Source organism: Thermomicrobiales bacterium (assembly GCA_041390825.1).
Taxonomy (GTDB): domain Bacteria; phylum Chloroflexota; class Chloroflexia; order Thermomicrobiales; family UBA6265; genus JAMLHN01.
The window spans coordinates 1-19,384 of the sequence record JAWKPF010000050.1 but is presented as its reverse complement, the minus strand read 5'-3'; the positions used below and the strand labels follow the sequence as shown (position 1 = coordinate 19,384).

General features: G+C 62.6%; 20 protein-coding genes. 8 read left to right on the top strand and 12 right to left on the bottom strand.

The features are described from left to right. Nucleotides 1-870: ScyD/ScyE family protein (locus tag R2855_18745; GenBank protein ID MEZ4533038.1), on the top strand; the 870-nt coding region annotated here is incomplete at its 5' end. Between the two features lie 84 nt (nt 871-954). Here R2855_18745 and R2855_18740 read toward each other — a convergent pair. The 9 genes from R2855_18740 to R2855_18700 form a co-directional block, all read right to left on the bottom strand. Beyond that, nucleotides 955-1,395: a hypothetical protein gene (locus tag R2855_18740; protein MEZ4533037.1), complete on the bottom strand. Its 441-nt coding sequence runs from the start codon at nt 1,393-1,395 to the stop codon at nt 955-957. 239 nt (nt 1,396-1,634) lie between these two features. Continuing rightward, the gene (locus tag R2855_18735; GenBank protein MEZ4533036.1) at nt 1,635-2,855 is read right to left on the bottom strand and encodes a Zn-dependent hydrolase; all 1,221 of its coding nucleotides are present in this window, start codon (nt 2,853-2,855) and stop codon (nt 1,635-1,637) included. Nucleotides 2,856-2,973: 118 nt separating this feature from the next. Next, nucleotides 2,974-4,194 (bottom strand): Xaa-Pro peptidase family protein, encoded by a 1,221-nt coding sequence (locus R2855_18730; GenBank protein ID MEZ4533035.1) that lies wholly within the window; start codon nt 4,192-4,194, stop codon nt 2,974-2,976. A gap of 48 nt (nt 4,195-4,242) precedes the next feature. Further along, entirely contained in the window at nt 4,243-5,220 is a 978-nt protein-coding gene (locus tag R2855_18725) for a hypothetical protein (protein MEZ4533034.1), read from the bottom strand. Between the two features lie 81 nt (nt 5,221-5,301). After that, a complete protein-coding gene (locus R2855_18720) occupies nt 5,302-6,600 on the bottom strand; it encodes a peptidylprolyl isomerase (GenBank protein MEZ4533033.1) in 1,299 nt (432 codons plus the stop codon). A 116-nt stretch (nt 6,601-6,716) separates the two neighbouring features. Next, nucleotides 6,717-7,370: an MOSC domain-containing protein gene (locus R2855_18715; protein MEZ4533032.1), complete on the bottom strand. Its 654-nt coding sequence runs from the start codon at nt 7,368-7,370 to the stop codon at nt 6,717-6,719. After that, a complete protein-coding gene (locus R2855_18710) occupies nt 7,367-8,158 on the bottom strand; it encodes an HAD family hydrolase (protein MEZ4533031.1) in 792 nt (263 codons plus the stop codon). The genes R2855_18715 and R2855_18710 overlap by 4 nt, the downstream gene beginning before the upstream one ends. Before the next feature lie 26 nt (nt 8,159-8,184). Then, nucleotides 8,185-9,051, bottom strand: coding sequence for an LLM class flavin-dependent oxidoreductase (locus R2855_18705; GenBank protein ID MEZ4533030.1), 867 nt, complete (start codon nt 9,049-9,051; stop codon nt 8,185-8,187). A gap of 229 nt (nt 9,052-9,280) precedes the next feature. Then, nucleotides 9,281-9,925, bottom strand: a complete 645-nt coding sequence (locus R2855_18700) for a DUF3800 domain-containing protein (GenBank protein ID MEZ4533029.1) — start codon at nt 9,923-9,925, stop codon at nt 9,281-9,283. A gap of 141 nt (nt 9,926-10,066) precedes the next feature. Between R2855_18700 and R2855_18695 the strand changes: the two genes are divergently transcribed. From R2855_18695 to R2855_18685, 3 genes are all read left to right on the top strand, one after another. Next, the gene (locus tag R2855_18695) at nt 10,067-10,594 is read left to right on the top strand and encodes a nitroreductase family protein (protein ID MEZ4533028.1); all 528 of its coding nucleotides are present in this window, start codon (nt 10,067-10,069) and stop codon (nt 10,592-10,594) included. Between the two features lie 124 nt (nt 10,595-10,718). Then, nucleotides 10,719-11,237, top strand: a complete 519-nt coding sequence (locus R2855_18690) for a nitroreductase family protein (protein ID MEZ4533027.1) — start codon at nt 10,719-10,721, stop codon at nt 11,235-11,237. A gap of 116 nt (nt 11,238-11,353) precedes the next feature. Continuing rightward, nucleotides 11,354-11,803, top strand: a complete 450-nt coding sequence (locus R2855_18685) for a plastocyanin/azurin family copper-binding protein (GenBank protein MEZ4533026.1) — start codon at nt 11,354-11,356, stop codon at nt 11,801-11,803. On the opposite strand, the gene R2855_18680 is transcribed toward R2855_18685, so the two are convergent. Together R2855_18680 and R2855_18675 are read right to left on the bottom strand one after the other, a co-directional pair. Then, nucleotides 11,766-12,284: a GNAT family N-acetyltransferase gene (locus tag R2855_18680; GenBank protein MEZ4533025.1), complete on the bottom strand. Its 519-nt coding sequence runs from the start codon at nt 12,282-12,284 to the stop codon at nt 11,766-11,768. The two genes, R2855_18685 and R2855_18680, sit on opposite strands and share 38 nt — an antisense overlap. Before the next feature lie 17 nt (nt 12,285-12,301). Then, on the bottom strand, nt 12,302-13,393 hold the full coding sequence (locus R2855_18675) for a hypothetical protein (GenBank protein ID MEZ4533024.1): 1,092 nt from the start codon (nt 13,391-13,393) through the stop codon (nt 12,302-12,304). Between the two features lie 253 nt (nt 13,394-13,646). Here R2855_18675 and R2855_18670 point away from each other — a divergent pair, with 253 nt between their 5' ends. Next, nucleotides 13,647-14,687: a trypsin-like peptidase domain-containing protein gene (locus R2855_18670; GenBank protein MEZ4533023.1), complete on the top strand. Its 1,041-nt coding sequence runs from the start codon at nt 13,647-13,649 to the stop codon at nt 14,685-14,687. 203 nt (nt 14,688-14,890) lie between these two features. After that, on the top strand, nt 14,891-15,049 hold the full coding sequence (locus R2855_18665; protein MEZ4533022.1) for a hypothetical protein: 159 nt from the start codon (nt 14,891-14,893) through the stop codon (nt 15,047-15,049). Nucleotides 15,050-15,229: 180 nt separating this feature from the next. Here R2855_18665 and dps read toward each other — a convergent pair whose 3' ends face one another. After that, nucleotides 15,230-15,724 carry a DNA starvation/stationary phase protection protein Dps gene (gene dps, locus R2855_18660; protein ID MEZ4533021.1) on the bottom strand — a complete coding sequence of 165 codons (495 nt, stop codon included), beginning with the start codon at nt 15,722-15,724 and terminating at the stop codon, nt 15,230-15,232. A 172-nt stretch (nt 15,725-15,896) separates the two neighbouring features. Between dps and R2855_18655 the strand changes: the two genes are divergently transcribed. Then, nucleotides 15,897-18,698, top strand: a complete 2,802-nt coding sequence (locus R2855_18655) for a PQQ-binding-like beta-propeller repeat protein (GenBank protein ID MEZ4533020.1) — start codon at nt 15,897-15,899, stop codon at nt 18,696-18,698. 191 nt (nt 18,699-18,889) lie between these two features. After that, a partial coding sequence (locus R2855_18650; GenBank protein ID MEZ4533019.1) for a hypothetical protein occupies nt 18,890-19,384 on the top strand: 495 nt, incomplete at its 3' end.

Here is a 19,384-nt window from a genome sequence, read left to right as displayed (position 1 = left end):
CCGATCGTGCCGCCGCAGATCTCCGCGATCGCGCCGGACGGCACGCAGATCGTCCTCACGACCGCGATTGGCGGCGTTGGGATCGACTATTACGATCAGTCGGTCTACGTCTCCACCGGTGGGAGCTCGGTTGGGAGCGGCATGCTGCCGCTGCCGTCGGAGAACACCGTCAGCGCAATCGATATCAACACCCAGGAGACACGGCTTGTCGCCGAGCTCGGTCCCTACGAGGAGGCCAACAACCCGGACGGCACCGATATCAACCCGAATCTCTACGGGCTCGGGATCAGCCAGGACGGCGTCATCTACGTCGCGGACGCAGGCGGCAACACCATTTACCAGGTTGCCCCGGACACCGGCGAGTTCTCGCTCTTCGCGGTGGTGCCGAATCTGACCGATCTGACCGGCGCCACGCCAACGGCCGAGGAGGAAGCGATGCAGCCTGGGCCGCGGCAGCCCGTCCCGACCAGCGTTGCCATTGCGCCGGACGGCACCATCACCGTGGTGCTCCTTTCCGAGTCGTGGAATGGACCCTCGATCCTGGACTATCAGGCCGACGGCACCTACACGGTTCGCGATGTGCAACTGTCGATGATCGTCGATGCGACATACGGACCGGATGGCGCGCTCTACGTCACGCAGTTGACGGCGGACTTTAGCGGCGAAATGCCGGCGCCGGGCAACGTCTTCCGCGTCGACGCGGATGGCACCGTGACCCCAGTCGTGGAGGGCCTCTTCTTCCCGCATGGGATTGCGTTCCACCAGGAGTCGGGCAACCTCTTCGTCGTCACCAACTCCATCATTTCCGCGCCGGATGCCCCGGCCGGTATGCTGGTCCGCTTCGACGGCATCGCCACCCCGGCTGCGTAACTCGACCTCGTTGCATGCCACGGGCCGGACGGGAATGCTCCCGTCCGGCCCGCGTCGTGGGCACGATGCGTTGTCGCGGTTCGCTTAGCCGGAAACCTCCTGGAGCCGGCGTGCGCTGAATTGGGCCGTTTTTCCGGCGACCATCTGCAGATTGGTCGCCAGTTCGCGATCGGCCATTCCCATGGCCAACTGCCCAGCAACGAGCGAGACCAGCAGATCGTGCATGATCGGGCCGATCGGTCCATCGGGATCCGGTCCGGTGCCATCGGGGTTCGGGTAGCCATCGATACCGATCAACCCCGCCACCGTTACCAGCGTGGTGAGCTCGCGCGGGTCTGGTGGGAACTTGTCCCAGTCGACGGGAAGCGTGTCCTGACAAAGCCACGGATAGCGCTCGCAGAGCGTCTGCACATAGAGATGGATCTGGTCGGAAGAGGGTGGACCTACGATCAGGTCCCACCACCAGGGACGCGCCAGTTCCACGTGGATGTTCCCTTTCACACCGGAAGCGTAGTGATTGCCCATCGTCGTCTCCTTGTCGTTACCCGGATTGCTCCGGAAGGCATTTCCGGCGAAGTTCGCCTGTCTCGACGATAGGGATCCACTCGCATCGAAGTGGTGTCGTGCGCAACAGGCGCTGCGTCGGGTGGAGTACGGTTGGTCCGTGGACGATGGGAACGGGTCGCACCGTCGACTGAAGCGCGCGGCGTTACCAGCGCTTCCTCTGTCGCAGGTCTCGGACCATTAAGCTCAGGCCTCCGAAACTATCCCGCCAGCGCGAGTGCCGCCTGCAGCAGGACGTCGCCGCCGGCGGTGATGTCTTCCGGTGTCGAATACTCGATCTCCGCGTGGCTGACGCCGCCTGCGCTGCGGACGAAGATCATGCCCGTGGGAACCAGATCGGCCAGGTGTTTGGCGTCGTGCCCCGCCCCCGACCAAAGCTCTTCGTACGGGAGCCCGAGCGATTCACAGCCGGTGCGAATTGCGGCGATCACGGTTGGATCGAACGGGGTGGGATCACTGGTCCAGATTCGCTCGACGGTGATGTCGACTCCCCGGTTGCGGGCGACAGTCTCACCCAGCTTGCCGAGCTCGCGGGAGAGAGAGTCGATCGTCTCGCCGTCCGGATGCCGGAAATCGACACTGAAGACGGCTCTCCCCGGAATCGTGTTGATGGTGTCTGGTTCCACCCTGATCCGGCCGACGGTCGCCACCGTGATATCGTCCCGGTCGAGGGCGAGCCGCTCGATCGAGGAGATCATGGTGGACGCGGCCATCAGCGCGTCCTTGCGGAGTGGCATGGGCGAGGGGCCGGCATGGTCCGATTGCCCGGTGACCACGACCTCGCTCCAAATGATCCCAACGATGCCGCCGACAACCCCTACGGGTTTGCCGACCGATTCCAGCACTGGCCCTTGCTCGATGTGCAGTTCCAGGTATGCGCTGGCAGGTAACGGGCGCAGAGACTCGTCACCTTTGTAACCGATGCGTTGCAGTTCCTCTCCGAAGATGAGTCCGTTGCGGTCGCGGATGCCATAGGCAAAGTCGCGCGTAAACGCTCCCGCGACCGCGCCGGAACAGAGCGTGGCCGGTTCGAAGCGCACGCCTTCCTCGTTCGTCCAGTTCACCAGCGCCACCGGCAGGCGGGTCTGAACGTTGTGATCGTTGAGCGTGCGGATCACTTCCAGGGCGCCCATCACCCCGAGCGCGCCGTCGTATCGTCCCCCGCGCACGACGGTGTCGATATGCGAACCCATGTACACCGGCGGCGCATCCTCGATGCCGGGACGAATCCCCGACATGTTGCCCAGATCGTCGATCCGCACAGTCAGCCCGGCCTCGGTCATCCAGCGCGCCAGCAGATCGCGGGCCGCCTTGTCCTCGTCGGAAAGCGTCAGGCGCGTCACGCCGCCGCCATCGGTCGCCCCGATCCGTGCCAGCTCCTGCAACGACGCGTTCAACCGTTCGCCATCGATATGGATCATTGGATGCGCTCCTTCCTGGCAGGTGACGGTCCAGGGTCCAGTGTCGAATGAACCGAGCGGGCCGAATTCAGTGCCTCCGCGTGCGCTGGACACCGGACCCTGTACGCCGGTGCCTGTTTCAGTCCCACTCCCAGAGGTTCGGTGGGGTGGGGGTAATGATCTCGCTCGGTCCGATGGCGTGGACCACCACTTCCTGTTCGATGGCGGCGCCCGCGACTTCGGGAATGAACAGGCCGGGTTCCACACACAGGACCATGTTCGGTTCGAGTACGGTGGGTTCACCGACCTTGAGATAAGGAAGCTCGACCGTCTCCAGCCCGATGCCGTGGCCCATCATGCCAGCGAAGTAATCGCCATACCGGCCGCGCTGCATGACCTCGACCGCGGCGTCCACCACGGTCGAAACCGCCACTCCTGGACGAATCTGCTCCACCGCCGCGTTGGTCGCTTCGAGGGTGGTTTCCAGCAGGCGGCGGGTTTCGGCGCTCGCGTCGCCGCAAACCGTCGTGCGGTTCACGTCGAACCCATAGCCCTGGTAGGCGCCGATGGCGTCCAACGCCACGATCTCTCCCGGTTCGATGCGCCGGTCCATGGCCTGTGGCCAGCGAGAGCCGAACGCCGACCACGGACCAGAGTGCACCCGGAAATAGCGCACGAAATCGGCCCCGGCGCGCATAGCCGCGGCGATTGCCTCGGCGCAAACTTCGCGCTCGGTCACACCGCCACGCCGAATCATGGCATTGGCGGTCATCAACGCGGCATCGGCGCAGCGTGCCGCCCGGCGCAGCAGGTCGAGTTCGCCCGGACTCTTGATGGCGCGCATCTCGGCGACGATGTTCGGCTCCGGATCGAGCGTCAACCCGGGTAGCTCGCGCAGCAATTGCCGGTCGATCGCGGCCGGCAGAATGTCATCGCCCACCAGGCCGATATTGGCGTCTTCCAGATAGGTCTCTTTCAGGAGATCGATCAGCCCAAGTCCCAGATCGCCAGCGGCGCGCACATCGTCGACCACCACCAGATCGGGGCGGTGTTTGCGCGCGTCGGTCAGCAAGACGGGTTCGCCAACCACCGGCAAGAGCAGCATCGCGTGCCCCATGCCCCGGTTCCCTTCGGAAAAGACCGTGGTGGGGAAGGGAGGAAAGTGCCCGCTTAGGTACGCCAGGTCGCCGGGCCGGTCATAGAACGAGCGGCCAACCACCAGCAACCCGTCCAATCCCGCGGCCGAGGCTTTCTCACGCGCGCGCTGTTGCCGGCCGCGAATCTCCTCGGCCGAGATCGGCGGCACGTCGTCGAGCGTGTTCTGCATGGGCACATCGTCGAATCGTTTCGCTGTTGCCATTCCTGCCTCGACGCAACGGTTCGACCGCCGATGCCCGTCCCCGAACGACTAGCCGTAGTATTCGACGAAGTCCAGGAAGGTCATGCACCCCTGTTGACCCTGTTGGATGGCGGCCTCGTTGGCAGCGGTCACCTCCGCCAGCATGTCGGAATTCGCGGTGCTGGCCGCCATGATGCCGCCGTGCTCGTACCCAGTGCGAATGATCTCCCCAACCGCGCGGTTGAAGGCGATCAGGCTCTGGAACCACGCTTGCGCATATTCCGGCGCCGGCGTCTGGTCCAGAATGCGCGACACCGCTTCGTAGTAGTCGGCCAGGCTCATGAATTGCAACTGGTTCCATTGGATCGAGGGATCGACATCCCAGTCTCCTCCGAATTCGGCCAGCGGGGTGAGCGCCGCCGGGACTTCGACCAGCGCTTGCAGGTTGGCCCGATCGATGGCAATACCCAGTTCGTCCAGTCCCTCGCAGCTCGACCAGGATGCGAACCCGGGCACCGGGTCGTCCAGTTCGCCATCGATCATGTCTACCTGGGTGGCAAACGTGTCGAAGTCGGCGCACGCCACCGTGGCGTCGAGCCGCGCCTGGGCGATCTCCTGGTCGGAGCGAAGCGACTGGTCGTAGTAATCGACGAGGATGGTGAAGATCCCGTTCAACGCTCCGTCGGCAAAGAGCGCCTGGGCAAGATCGAGCGACTCCATATTGGCGCGTTGCCAGTTCGCGGCGAACGCGGGCGCGTCGATCTTGTCCATGTTCTTGAGATGCGTTTCGATCAGCTCGACGATCTGGTTGAGTTGTTGCGGGGTGGCCGTGGCCAGGGCGCGCAGATCGCTGATGTCGACGACTGCGGCCAGCTCGTCGAAATAGCGCTGCTCTTCCGCCAGGTAGGCTTGCGACCATGCCTGCAAACCAGTGCAATCATCGGTTTGCGCCAATGCCTCTCCAGGCGCTGCGTTCCCCGGCAGGATGATCGATCCGGCAAGCATCGCCATCAGGGCGATTCCGGTCATCAGCAATCGTCTTAGCATCTGTTCGATTCCTCTCCTATGAAAACCGCTTATTTCATCGCGCCGATTCTCCCAGATCGGAGCCATTCAGGGGAAGGAGGATCACTCGACCTCTTCGCCCGCGGCCCAGGCGGCAAATCCCGGACAGATCGCCTCGGCTGCGATCGCGGCAGCGTCGCTGCGCTCCAGCAGATCGTTCATGGTGGTCGACGCCTGCATCGAGGCAAGCATCAAGCCCTGTGACGCGATGTTCGCGGTGAACTCACTCAACGCGCGGAAGATCTCGATCTGCACCATGTGCCACTCTGCCGCGAACGCGGGCGGCGTGATAGCCGCGACCGAATCGGCAAGCGAGCCGTAGAACCCGCTGAGCGCGGTCGCTTCTTCTGGAGTGAGGTCCTCGAAGAGACTCTGGGTTTCCGGGTTGCTTTGCGCTTCGAGGAGAACGGCAAGCGCCTCCGGATTGGCAATAGCCGCGGTGGTATAGCTCTCCTCGAATGCGGCTTTGTAATCGTCCAGACCAGCGCAACCGGTGTCCCCCGTAGGCGTCGTGCCGGTCACGGTCGTTGTGTTGGTCGAGCTGCCTGGACGCCCCTGCGCATCGGTGGACGCGGATGGTTGCGGCGGGGTAGCAGTGGGTGGCGCCGGAGGTGGCGGAGCGGCCGTTGCTGGTGTCTGCGTCGCCGCCGCAATGACGGGGCCGACCTGGCTGGTTGTTCCCGCGCCGGTCTGAATCGTGACGCTCAGCACCATCGCCGGATCGACCGGTTTCGATTGCTCACCGTCCGGTTGCGCTTGCACGGCGCCTTGTGAGATCGCCGTGACCACTTCCATTCCGCCGATGACTTGTCCGAAGACCGGATACTCGGCAGGGATCTGGTCGGTCAGGTCGGTCGCGGCAATGAAGAACTGGGAGCCATTCTGGTTCGGAACGGCGTTGGCCATCGCCACAGAGCCAACAGGATATTGGCCCACGGTGGGATCGGAGGGAATGTAGTAGCCGGGGTTGCCGGCGCCAGAGCCGCTCGGATCGCCGCCCTGGATGAGATATCCGGCGAAAATGCGGTGAAAATCGGTGCCGGTGTAGTAGCCGGCGAGCGCCAGGCAGATGAAGTTGTTGGTTGCGATCGGCGCGTTGACCGGGTCGAGCTGGATCAGGATAGCGCCCGCGGTGGTTTCCATCGACGCCTGATACGACTGCGCCGGATCGATGATGGTTGCCGGCGCCTGCGACCAGGTCATCTGGCCGCCGGAGACCCCGGTCAGCGCCCCTTGCGGCCAACATGCCGCGCCATCCAATCCCGACTGCGCCATCGCCGGCGCGGCGGTCACTGCGAGCCCAGGCACAACCGCCGCGAGCACGATGACGACCGCCAGCATCCTTCGCATGAAATCCGTCATCGCCGCTCACCTCCGTGTACGTGGTTCGAGGGCTTCATTCTCTCATGGACGATGCGGCAAGGAAACGGTAGCGCCAGGTGTGTGCCGAACGAGTCGTCGGATTGCTCGCGTTCTGGTCAGGATGACAGCGCTTCGGCCAGCGACTGCTTGACGACCTTCGACAGCGCATCCACCGCGGCAACGCGTTCGATCAGCGCGCGGTCCGCTCCGGGAAGCCGGGCGGCATGGGCCAGCGCCACGGTGACTGCGGCTGGATCGCGCGCTTCCAGTTCGAGCGTTCCGCCGTTGGGCGCCGTCCCGGGGGTGAGCACGCGAAAGTACCAGCCAGTGCGGCCATTATCGACCATGGCTTTGACCACGTTCGGCCGCTGGAGCACCTCGGCGAGCTTGTAACAGGGGTAGCGCGGTTGGCAGATTTGCAGCCGCACATCGCCCCAACGCCAGATATCGCCGATGCAGGCCTCGTCCTCCAGTATCCCCTTCAGACTCAGGTTTTCCCCGAACGATCCCGGGCCGTAGGGAAGCGCCGGGCTCATCTCCTCGGTCCAGCGTGGCCAATGCTCGGAGGGGTAGCCGTAGACGGCCTTTTCTGGACCGCCATGAGCCACCAGGTCGCCCTGGCCGTCACCGTCGATATTGACCTCGGAGACGGTTACGGTTTCGGTCGAAATGGGGCGCTTGCGAATCCCGCTTTCGATCATCTGGCCATGCCGTTCGCAGAGATAGCCTGGGAGCGCCACATTGACCGAGAGCAGCTCGATCACGGTCACGACGCCACCGCCGCCTGTTCGTTGATCGCCAACACATGATCGACCAGCGCATCGAGTCCGACGAAGATAGGAACGTCATGCAGGGACGGATCGTGGCGTTCGTAGCGATCGATCAGCGCCGCGCGCATCCCCGCATTCAGCGCCCCGACCACGTCAGACTTCGGCTGGTCGCCAATGTGCAGCGTGTTCGCGGGGTCGACGCCGAGCGGTTCGAATGCCGCCCGGAAGGTGTTGATATGCGGCTTTTCATAGCCGATCAACGCCGAGGTCACGATGAGATCCATGCCTTCGGCAAACTCGAGATGCCGGCAGAGAGCGGTGACATCGCTATCGGCATTGGAGATGATGGCTGTCTTGATGCCAGCCTCGCGCAAGCGGGAGGTGGCGTCCATCACATCACGGAACACGAGATACCCGCCGAAGGGAGAATCCTCGACCGCTGGCGTTTCGTATTCGGCCAGGTAGTGTTGCCGCGCTTCGCGCACCACCAGCTCATCGTGCGGGATGCCGGCGGCTTCCAGCCAGACGTTCATATATGCGAGCCGGATCCGCTCACGGTCGGCGGGTGGCCGGTCGCGAATCGGAATTGCTCCATTGACGATCGTGAAGTAGTCCTCGGCGATGAGATCGGATTGGCGCAGGGCTTCCAGATCGGACTCGATGCCGATGCGGCGAAGCGCGCGCTGCAAGCGCTCCCAGCGTTTGGGATGCAATTCGATCAACGTGTCATAAAGATCGAAGGTAACGAGCTCGATCGGGCGGTCGTTGGTAGTCGTTTGCGAGTCCATGTCGCGGATTGGTGTCCTTCCAGCGTTCAGGCGAGTTCGTCACGCAAGCGCGGCATGACATCGGTGGCCAGGCGCTTGGCCGATTCCAGTCCTTCTCCTCCCAGGGGGAAGTCGAAGAGAAACTGGCTGGTGCCGGCGGCGCGATAGGTGCGGATGAGGTCTTCGAAACTGTCGCCGTGTTCCAGCCGGTCTGCGCCGAAACTGGAAGAAACCGCGATCTCGCCGGGATCGCGGCCGATCTCCCGGCAATGCGCCTGGATCTGCGCCAGCCCTTCCCGGATGCCTTCCGGATCGTTGCCGGTATCCCAGAGATCGGCGTGACGGGCGATGACCTTGAGCATGCGTGGGCGTTTGCCACCGATGAGCACCGGCAGCTTCTGCTGCACCGGCTTGGGGGCAAAGGGCGCATCCACCAGATCGTAATGCTGGCCATGGAAGGTTGTGCGTGTTTCGGTGAAGAGCGATTCCATGATCTGGAGCGCTTCGTCGAGCATGTCCACCCGGTCGCCGGCGGACGGGAAGGGGATCCCGTATGCGCGGTGCTCTCGCTCATTCCACCCTGCGCCAATACCCAGAATCGCGCGTCCCTTGCTGATGTGGTCGACGGTCACGATCTCTTTGGCCAGCACTGACGGATGCCGGTGTGTGTTGCCGTAGACCAGCACGCCGATCCTGGCGCGGTTCGTCTCCAACGCCAGCGCAGAGAGGAGGGTGGACGTCTCGAGGCACGGACCGTCCGGATCGGCATAGAGCGCCATGAAATGGTCGAAGAGCCAGATCGAATCGAAGCCAAGCTCCTCTGCCAGCTTCCATTGGGAAACCAGCTCAGGCCAGGTGTATTGATGCTGGGCGATGACGACGCCGAAGGAAAGGGGATGCCGGAATTCGGCCATGGGCTGGGCGATCCTCGTGAAACCGTGACTCTCTGGAGACCGGAGCGAATTCCGGTCATGCAGCATCGATTCTAGTCGACGGAAAGGAACTGCTCGTGGGGCACGCGAGCCGAATATCCAAAGCGAATATGCTAAGATCACGATGGTTGCACTGGCCAGTGACAAGTGCCCCTGGGCGCTTCTGAGTTACAAGCTCAGATAGCTGGCCTCCCCTCTCTCCTTCGAGAACCTATTCCTCAGTCGGCCCGAACAAGAGAAACTCCGATTCGATGCGATCTGAAATCAGGTCGTATGAGCGGGTGTCGTTGCGCTCCCATTTTCGGTGGATTGCCCAGCAACAGTAGTCAGCTACTTGTAGGCATGGCTCGGCCGCGGCTCTCCAGAGCGCCGATCCCACTTTGAGGTCTGGCGGAGTCACCTCGCGGACGACGTAGCGCAAATGGTGGAGGTGCGCCGCCATTTGCCGTTTTGTGCCCAGGGCGGCGCAGACGACCAGTCCGTCATCTCCTGGCTGGAAAACGGCAGGAATCGCGTGTCGAAGGTGGGAATAGATGGCGAGGCGATAGAGACGATCGGGGTCGATGACCAGATGGGCATCGGTCCTGGACTTTTCGAGGATCGTGACATCGAGCCGGAATCGATGATTTCCGATAGCTTCGAAGACACGGTCTCGTACGGACTGAGCATCCTCTGTGGCGTGAAACTGATCGAAAAGATCCACTTCCTCGCGTGCAAGCGTTCGTCGGAGCTCGAGGAGATCGCTGCCAACCTCACACGCCTCTATTGCGATCGAGGTGACGGTGAAAAATCGAGTGCCCTTGGGTGCAAACACAAGGTCACCCGATTCATCCAGGAAGAGATACCGAACTGCCACCGATCTGCGACCCCCGCGCGGCGAACCAACGACCTTCGATGCGAAGCCGCGGCAGCGTAGCACGAGCGGTAAACCTGTCACGCGGCGCCAAAGTCGCTTACGATGGGTGAGCAAATGGTCGATATCCGAAGGAGAAGCACATTGGGTAGTTCCGCCACGATCGACGCAATGAACAAGGTGCGCCAGACGCGCATCTATCTCGACAAGCCTGTCTCGAAGCAGGATCTCGATACCCTGCTCGAGGTCGCGCAGTGGACCGGCAGCGCCCGCAACACCCAACCGTGGCATTTCATCGTCGTGCAGGACAAGCAGACATTGGGCAAGCTGGCGGCGCTGCGTCCCAATATCGATTGGCTGGCCAATGTGCCGGTCGCCATCGCGCTCGTCTTCGATGGGCACGACACGGTGCTGGAATCATTCGACGAAGGACGGATCTTCGAACGACTGGCCATCGGCGCGAAGCTGCTCGGGCTTGGCGCGGGCACCGCCTGGTTCCTGGGTGAAGCGGAAGAAGCCGCTGCCAAGCGCATGCTCGGTGTGCCGGCGGAACGCACCATGCATTCGATGGTCGCGCTGGGGTACGTGGACAAGGATGCCAATCAGCTTCCCGGCCGCAACTACGTCGGCCGCAAGCCACTGAGCGAGATCGTCAGCTACGAATCGATGTAGGGCGAAGGTTCAGAGCCCATAGTCCGGAGTCCGGAGTCCGGAGTTCCGGGTTCAGAGTCCAGGGGCCGGAGACGGACGTGAGCGTCTTGGGCCCAGGACTCGCTATCGACGAATTGGGAGACGTATGACGGCATCCATCGAAGAACTGCGCAAAGTCCGCCAATCGCGGCAGTTCACCGCCGAACCGGTGACCGAAGAACAATTGCAGCAGCTGCTCGAAGTTGCGCAGTGGACCGGGAGTTCCCAGAACACGCAACCATGGCACTTCATCGTGATCCGGGACAAGGATCTGCTGGCGAAGGTCGCTTCGGTCCGCGGAGAATCAATCAAGTGGGCCGCGCAGGCGCCGCTCGCGATCGCGCTGGTCATCTCGGCCAAGGGAGATATCAGCGGAGCATTCGACGAGGGTCGTGTGACCGAGCGCCTCATGATTGCTGCGCGGATGCTTGGGCTCGGCGCCGGTACTGCCTGGTTTGGCGATGCGGACCAGCAGGCCGCGGCCAAGGAACTGCTTGGTATCCCGACTGAGCTCACCGCTCGCTCGATGGTGGCCATCGGACATCCCGTCCGCGGCGCGCGGTCGAAATCCGGCGGTCGAAAGCCGCTTTCCGAACTGGTCAGCTACGACCGATTCAGCGAGTAAGCGAAGCGCGGGCCGCACTCCATGCGAATTCCCAGCAATGAGCGTAGAATCCGCGCGGCAATCCTCGAGATGCCGCCGATTCGAGTCGCCAGGGAGTGCGCATGGAGTGCCAACACGTGCAAGTCGATCGTCGCCGGTTGCTGGCGCTCGGGATGAGCGCGCTCGTAGGGTCGCTCGGTCTTCAGCGTGCCGCTGCACATGATGCAACTGCTACTCCCACTTCAGCCGGGCCGGCTGCGGGTATGGCAGACGCGACGCCTGTGGCCAGCCCAGCGGCTTCCCCGGCCGCGAGCGGGTCGACGTTTGTCTCGACGATTGTTTCGCTGAAGTTCACACCGCCCGAGATCGACATCGAGGCTGGCACCACGGTGATCTGGGAGAATCGCGATGTCGTCTCCCACACGGTCACGCACAAAGCCAAGGTGGAAGACCAGCTCTTCGCATCGCCGTATATCGAGCCGGGAAAATCCTTTTCCTTCACCTTCGACAAACCGGGCACCTATCCGGTCTTCTGCATACCGCATCCGTTCATGTCGCAGACGGTGGTGGTGACGGAGAAGAAATAGGCAAGCGTTTCCGCATGCGGAGCGAGTTCTGCGCTGGGTTGCGCGGATGCGGGTCGACGCTGATGACCACATATCCGAGCTGCTCGAAGAGCGCCCGATTGCCAGGGAGCGCTTCCCGCATGGACAGCCGAATCTCGCCTACTCCAAACCGGGGCGCTTCTGCTTCGACCGCCAGCATCAACGCGCGCGCTACTCCGCGTCGGCGCGCTTCGGGAATCACGGCCAGCCGCCCAAGGTAGAGCCAGGCGCCCTGCGGTTCGAAACGCACCGATCCGACCGGCGTCTCTCCAATCCAGGCGATTGCCGCGCCTCCACGCGCGATGGCCGCGGCCACATCCTCGTCGCTTTCCCAGAACGCGCTCGACGGCGGATCGAGCGTGTCCCTGAATTGGGCGAACCCGGCCAGCATCAACGCGCGCACCAACGGCGCATCGTCGATGCCGGCGATCTGAACGGTGACCTCGGGTTCGGCTTCGAGCACGGCGCGATTTCCTCGAGCTACCGCATGGCGAGCTCCGGCTGCCGAATGGCCGGATTGCGCGCGATCATTTCCGTGCACAACGCGAAGATCTCGTCTGAAAGCTGCGCCATTTCGCCGAACCGCGCATCGCGCATCTCGTCCGTATCGAAACGGCGCTCTACCAGGAAACGCGCCTGTCGTTGCGCGGCCCAGCGTCTTTCGGTCTCTGTGCCGTCGATCGACAGAATGTCGGTGGCTGCCAGATGGAACGGTAGCATCCAGGCCGCCGACTCGCGATGGAACCCCTCGTCGATCATGCGCTGGCAGGAATCCACCAGGTATGGCCGCAGATGCGCATGCAGCTTGTGATCGAAGGGGTGGGGTTTCTGTTTCCGCTCCAATGCCAGGTCGAAGAACCAACCGGTTTCCTCCAGCAACTCGACCGATTCGGGAAGCGACAAGCGATCGAGCCCGAAGATCGCCAGCAGACGTTCCTGCAGATCGAGCCGCCCGTACTCCGCGAGGTACTCGCGGACGGTCACGAACACCCGGCCGCCCATCTTCGGCGAGCGCAATGCCGCCACGGAGAACGCGCCCGCCAGGAAAGTGCTGCTATAGCCGAGCATGGAAAGCTCGCCCGATGGCCCCAGCAGCTCCTGTGCCAATGGACGCAATCCGAATGCCCGCTGTTGGCCCAAAACCTCATGCGCAAACCGGGCGTCCACCCATTCGCGGTCGGCGTAGCGCGGAATGACCTGGCGGCTCAAGTCGGAAAGCCAGCCGTCCGGGTCATAGATCGACGATTCCACGGTGAAGTGAAAGGCCAGTTCCGGATTCCCGAGAACCGCTTCCGGGCTCACGTACTCGCTAACTGGTTTGAGTCCTGCTTCGATCGCCAATCCGTCCACGTGCGCTTCCAGAATGTTCGAGATCGGTCCATGTTGCTGGACCATTGGGCTCTCGTTGTCGAAGACCAGATGCAGATCGATGTCCTTGGTGATTGGAAAGAGCGCGTCATCCGGCATCGCGGTGATCCCACCCACCAGATGCGCCGCGCGAAATCCGGGCCACGTTTCGGCGTTGGCGGCTACCCATTGCCGGACTGTGCCCTTGGCTTCCATTACGTTCACGATGTCCTCCATTAATGACCATGTATCTCGTTCGGCGTCCAACTGAACCGAACACGATCTCATACTAGGGAGTAGCCCATCTCCAGCGCATCGGCAATACCACGTATTTGCGCCCTCGCCGTTCTGCGTAGTGGGAAACACGCTCGGTACCGTGGCCGTGCCTGAAAAAGCGCTGAAGCGCGCGCCGTCGTGGACGGGGTCGCCGTAGAATCAGGTCATGACGCTGATTCGACCACGTGCAAAGGTGACTCCCATGCGCTCCCTCCGTCTGCTCTTCGTGCTTGGACTGGCCATTGGGCTGCTCGTTGGCTGGGGGCTCTCGCGGGGTGCGCCATCGCCCGCCACCGCGCAGGACGAATCCGTGCCTACCGATGCAATCTCGGTCGTGCAGCAGGTGGGACCGTCGGTCGTGACGGTCATCAATCAGCAGATGTTCCAGGGATTCGACTCAGTGCAGCCGGTCGGATCGGGCACCGGGTTCATCATCGACGCCGAAGGACATGTCGTCACCAATTGGCATGTCGTCGAGGGGGGACAAGAGTTCCAGGTCATCCTTTCGAATGGCGAGCGGCTTCCAGCCACGCTGGTGGGTTCGGACCGCATCAGCGATCTTGCCGTGGTCAGGATCGATGGCGAGGCGCCGACGTTCGCAACGTTTGGCAATTCGGACGAGTTGCAGGTCGGCGAAACTGTGCTGGCGATCGGTTCACCGTTGGGCACCTACACCAACACCGTCACCCAGGGAATCGTCAGCGCGCTTGGCCGCGATCTGGCCCAATCCAACTACAACAACCTGATCCAGCACGACGCAGCGATCAACCCGGGCAACTCGGGTGGACCGTTGTTCGATCTGCATGGTCACGTGGTTGGCGTCAACACGCTGGGTGTATCAGAAGAGGGGGGACAGTCGATCCAGGGACTCTTCTTCGCGCTGCCAGGCAATCAGGTGCGGGACATCGCGCAGCGGCTGATTTCCGATGGACGCGTGATCTATCCGTTCTTCGGCATCACGTATCAGACCATCAACTGGCAGATTGCCGCCCAGGCCAATCTGCCAGTCGACAACGGCGTCTACATCTCTGTTGTTTCATCGGGCGGTCCCGCGGAAGCTGCCGGTTTGCAAGTCGGCGATATCGTGATCGCCATCAATGGCGTGTCTGTGAATGAGCAGAACGCGTTCGCCGAAGTGCTCTTCATGCACCAGCCGGGAGAGACAGTGTCGGTCGATGTTCTGCGCGGAGATCAGATGATGACGGTCCAGCTCACCCTCATCGAGCGTCCGCCCGACGCCTGAGCGAGGGACTGGAGAGCCGAGCGCCTGGTCCCGAGACGCCATGCGGTGTTTCGGTTCCGTCTCAGGGCGCAGATCTCGGCGCGCAGGACCCCGTTCTGTACGTACGTGCCCGTTTTCGGGTCCAGATGGCGCTCCCGCCGCCATGCCAGCATCACTAGACTCGAACCAGTGGCAAGTTCGTCGACGCGCTGGAAAGGCTGGGCATGTTCTCTCCAAGTGAGCTCGACCATGTTGCATGGTTCCTGGTGTTGTTGATTGCAGCATGGGTGCTGGTGAACGCACTGGTCGATGTGTCGGGAGATCGTACCGAACGACGGCGCAAGCGCACGGTGGATGACCGGATAGACGGCCACCGCGACTAACTTCAACGCGTACCGAATGAACACGCCGCCGGGCCCGAGTCCGGCGGCGTTTTTCGTTCTCCCATTGATACGGAATCCGCATGGGCGCCTGGGGACGGCACACGATCGCTCGTCGCGAATCCACCGTCGAAACGCTGGGCCATTCCCCTGGCAATCACCCGGATTCCGTACGAGAGCTGGCTACTTCTGGAGGTGCGCTTCCAGGAACCAGAGGCCCTTGTCGATCCCGCGTGACACTTCGGTGAAGAGATCGGCGGTGTCCTTGTCGCCCGACTTGTCCGCCTCATCGATAGCGGCGCGGGTGCTGGCGGCGTAGTCGGCGTAGCGGGCAACGAGCGCCTTTACCGTATCCATGCCATCGGTGGCATCGACCGGAAACTCCGGAAGACGCGAATTTGCGGCCGCCATTCTGGCAGTGCCCATCGCATAGCCACCCAACTGCGTCACCCGCTCGGCGATTTCGTCGACATAGCCCTCGACCTCTTCGGCCAGTTCGTCGTAGAGCTTGTGCAGCGCAATGAATTCCGGCCCCTTGACATTCCAATGCGCCTGTTTGATCTGTGTTTGCAGGTCCGCCGTGTCGGCGAGCTGCTGATTGCAGAGATCGATCATTTCGGCTCGCGTGCCAGCGGGAATATCGATGCTTGTCTTGAAGCGGTCGGCATTCGACGTCATGAGAACCCATCCTTTCCGTGACGGTTCATGGATAGAACGATACGGAACAATGGTATCCGACACACCAGCAGAGGACAACGTTGGCAAGCGCGAGTGATTGGACTTGCGTGGTGTGAGAGAATGCGAGAAACGTTCGGAGATTGGAAGACCGGTCACCCGTCTGGCAGTGCGCATGCCGCGGGTTTCGACGGTAGATCGGCAGGGAAGCGTGCAGGCTGGACGTCGACCGATTCGGTGGAACCGGGGCGCCTCGCTCCTGATGGCAGTTGTGCTGGTGGCGATGCTGGCCTGGAGTGCGCTCCCGGCTGCGGCCGCGGCGCAGGATGCCGGTTCGCCGATCGCAGGCAGTCCAGAATCTGGCTCTCCTGATGCGGCCTCACCTGTCCCCCAACCGCCGGAAATGTTCCGTAACGACCCCGGCCGCAACGGCCGGGCGGACGGTCCGGGCCCCGGCGACTCCGGCAAGATCGAAGAGATTTGGAGCTTCGACGCTGGGGGAGATGTCGAATCGTCGCCCGCGGTGGTCGATGGCACGGTTTATTTCGGCAGTGGTGACGGCTCGGTCTACGCGGTCGATGTGCAAACGGGCGACATCGCCTGGCGCTTCCGCACCGAGGGCGAGGTGTATTCCTCCCCGGCAGTCGTCGATGGCGTCGTCTTGATCGGAAGTGAGGACGGCAATCTCTATGCGCTCGATGCGGCTACCGGCGACGAGCGTTGGCGCTTCGAATCCGGTGACATGATCGTCGCCTCTCCGGCAGTCGTCGATGGCATTGTCTATATCGCCAGCTACGACAACTCGCTCTACGCGATCGATTTCGCGACCGGCGAGCGCCGCTGGTCCTACGCCGGAAATGCGAGTTTCTACGCCTCGCCCACGTTCGCGGGAGGCGTCATCTACATCGGCGGAGTGGACGGTTCGTTCTATGCCGTCGATGCCGCGAGTGGCGCGCTGATCTGGTCCGCCTCCGGAGCTTCGGCCATCTTCTCCACCGCCGCGGTCGATAGCGGCATCGTCTACTACGGCACCATCGACGGCGTCGTCATCGCGCAGGAGACTGCCGCGGGCACTGTGCTCTGGGCCCAGAACGCGGGCGGCTTTGTGAATTCGTCTCCCGCTGTGGCGGATGGACGTGTGTTCGCCGGCAGCTCGGTGGGCCTCTATGCGTTCGATTCTGTCACCGGCACGCCGCTCTGGAGTTTCCCAATCGATCAAGGCTTCTATGCGTCACCCACTGTCGTGGACGGGATCGTTTACGCCGGTTCGAACAGCGGCGTCCTGCTGGCCCTCGATGCCGAATCTGGCGCTGAACTCTGGCGCTGGGAAGACACGGACGAAATCCTCTCATCTCCGGCGGTCGCCGAATATGGCGTCTTTTTTGGCAGCCGGGACGAAGCGCTGCACCTGCTTGGGGTACACGACGAGGTCATCATCCCGACCCCGACCGCCACATTCACTCCGAGTGTCACGTTGACGCCGAGCATCACGCCGACTCCGTCGATGACCTTCACCGCCACGGCAACGTTCACTCCGACCAACACGCCGACCAATACCCATACGCCGACGAACACGGCGACGGCAACCTATACGCCGACAGCGACGGCAACCCATACACCAACATCAACTCCGACCAACACGGCAACGGCAACGGCGACCAGTACGCCGTCCAATACACCGACGTCGACGTCGACCAATACTGCGACGAGCACGCCGACCAACACGGCAACGGCAACGGCGACCAACACGCCATCCAATACGCCAACGGCGACGCCGACGAATACGCCGACCGACACGCCGACGAATACGCCGACCGATACGCCGACGGCAACGCCGACGTCGACCCCAACTGACACTCCGACGTCGACCCCAACTGACACTCCGACGGATACGCCGACGGCAACACCGACGGATACGCCGACGCCGCTTCCCACGGAGACACCAGTCCCGACGGAAACGCCAACCTCAACACCGACGGATACACCCGTTCCGACGGCAACTCCGGTTCCGCCGACGGCAACTCCGGTTCCGCCGACGGAGACACCGGTTCCGCCGACGGAGACACCGGTTCCACCAACCGAGACTCCGACGCCGGCGCCACCTACTGCCACACCGACCGAGGAAGCCGACAGCAGTTTCGTCCAGTCGGGTGGGGAATCCGGCGCCTTCCGGGCGGCCGAATCGGCCACCCCGACCACCACCCCCCTTCCGACCGCTACCGAGGCGGCAACGCAAACGCCGGCTCCGACAGTTGCTGTGGAACCGACCACGATCGTGACCCAGGAATCGGTCGCTCAATCACCGGTCGAAATCGAGGTCGCCACCGCCGGGCCAGAAGAGGAAACCAGCGAGAGCGAGGCGGCCGAGGCAATGGCAACGGCGGACGAAGAAACATCGGACGACGAGGATGACGAGGACGATGAGGATCGCGATCGGTACGTCGATCGTGACCAGGTCGATCGATTCGAGGAGTTGCGCGATCAGGCGCTTGCCAGCGATCCGATCTACGGTCCGGTCACGGGCGATGTGGTCGAAGGCGTGGGCGTGATTCAGGGCATCTACCCGGAGATCGTCACGACCAACTCCTACTTCCGCGCGACATTCACCAATCCGGATGACATGAGCACCCCGTACGACATCGGGTTTGGGTTCCGGCATGTCGAGGGGAACAATCAGTTGCGCCTCGTCATCAGCTCAGAAGATGAATGGTTCCTCGGCATCGGCGATCAGTCGGCCTATCAGACCGGCAAGGCACATGGCTTCCAGTCTGAGCCGGGCGAGCAGAATCTGATCGAAGTCGTGGCAGATGGGGAAACCGGCTACCTGGCCATCAACGGCACTGTGGTCGCCATTCTCGATCTCTCGCCGTCGTCGAACGCCGGCGACGTGTGGGTGGCCGCTGGTCTGAACGTGCCCGATATCGTCACCGGACGAACCTCGGTCGTGACCGATTTCGAGATCTGGGCGCTTCCGTAGCGGGTCTGGAATTCGATGACAATCGCATGGAAGCGGCGGGGAACACGCTACACCGATTTCGGGACACGAAGGCAGTTCGACGGGACTTCATGCGCTCTTCAGCGAGCATCGTTCCCCGGTATACTCGCGCATGAAGTTCATAGTCGAGTTCTCGTTATTTGTTTGAAGGAAAGGTGGAAGCAATGCATCGGATGATTCGTACTGCGCTCGTGATAGCGCTCCTTGCATCGATCATCACATGGGCGGGCGGAGCGCAAGGGATCGCGGCGCAAGGTCAGGTCTACCAGGACACCATGGATTCATCCGCCACCGGGTTGCTCGGTGGTTCGCCGGACCCCGCTCGCTTTCTCTATGGATACCAGAACAGCCAGTTCATCATTCAGACCCTGGAGCAAGGATGGTCTGGCGACCTGTTGGCCTTTGCCAACGTCCCACCATTGCCGGATGTCAGCGTAAAGGTCGATTTCGCGATTGCCGGCGATCTCACCGGCAAGTACGCCTTTGTCGGTTGCCGCTTCGATGATGCGGGCACCGCGTACATGTTCGAGGTCCACCCTGACACCGGATTGGCGAACATTTGGCGATACGACCCGAGCGATGTCGTCAACATCGCCAGTGTGACCAATACCTCGGTCGTCACGGTTGGCAGCGGGAACAACACCATCGAGATTCGGTGCGAAGGGAGC

What these genes read in the sequence shown, in the direction of transcription:
- R2855_18740 (MEZ4533037.1), bottom strand. Translation starts at nt 1,395, where the DNA reads ATGGGCAATCACTACGCTTCCGGTGTGAAAGGGAACATCCACGTGGAA.
- R2855_18735 (MEZ4533036.1), bottom strand. Translation starts at nt 2,855, where the DNA reads ATGATCCATATCGATGGCGAACGGTTGAACGCGTCGTTGCAGGAGCTG.
- R2855_18730 (MEZ4533035.1), bottom strand. Translation starts at nt 4,194, where the DNA reads ATGGCAACAGCGAAACGATTCGACGATGTGCCCATGCAGAACACGCTC.
- R2855_18725 (MEZ4533034.1), bottom strand. Translation starts at nt 5,220, where the DNA reads ATGCTAAGACGATTGCTGATGACCGGAATCGCCCTGATGGCGATGCTT.
- R2855_18720 (MEZ4533033.1), bottom strand. Translation starts at nt 6,600, where the DNA reads ATGACGGATTTCATGCGAAGGATGCTGGCGGTCGTCATCGTGCTCGCG.
- R2855_18710 (MEZ4533031.1), bottom strand. Translation starts at nt 8,158, where the DNA reads ATGGACTCGCAAACGACTACCAACGACCGCCCGATCGAGCTCGTTACC.
- R2855_18705 (MEZ4533030.1), bottom strand. Translation starts at nt 9,051, where the DNA reads ATGGCCGAATTCCGGCATCCCCTTTCCTTCGGCGTCGTCATCGCCCAG.
- R2855_18690 (MEZ4533027.1), top strand. Translation starts at nt 10,719, where the DNA reads ATGACGGCATCCATCGAAGAACTGCGCAAAGTCCGCCAATCGCGGCAG.
- R2855_18670 (MEZ4533023.1), top strand. Translation starts at nt 13,647, where the DNA reads ATGCGCTCCCTCCGTCTGCTCTTCGTGCTTGGACTGGCCATTGGGCTG.
- R2855_18665 (MEZ4533022.1), top strand. Translation starts at nt 14,891, where the DNA reads ATGTTCTCTCCAAGTGAGCTCGACCATGTTGCATGGTTCCTGGTGTTG.
- dps (MEZ4533021.1), bottom strand. Translation starts at nt 15,724, where the DNA reads ATGACGTCGAATGCCGACCGCTTCAAGACAAGCATCGATATTCCCGCT.
- R2855_18655 (MEZ4533020.1), top strand. Translation starts at nt 15,897, where the DNA reads ATGCCGCGGGTTTCGACGGTAGATCGGCAGGGAAGCGTGCAGGCTGGA.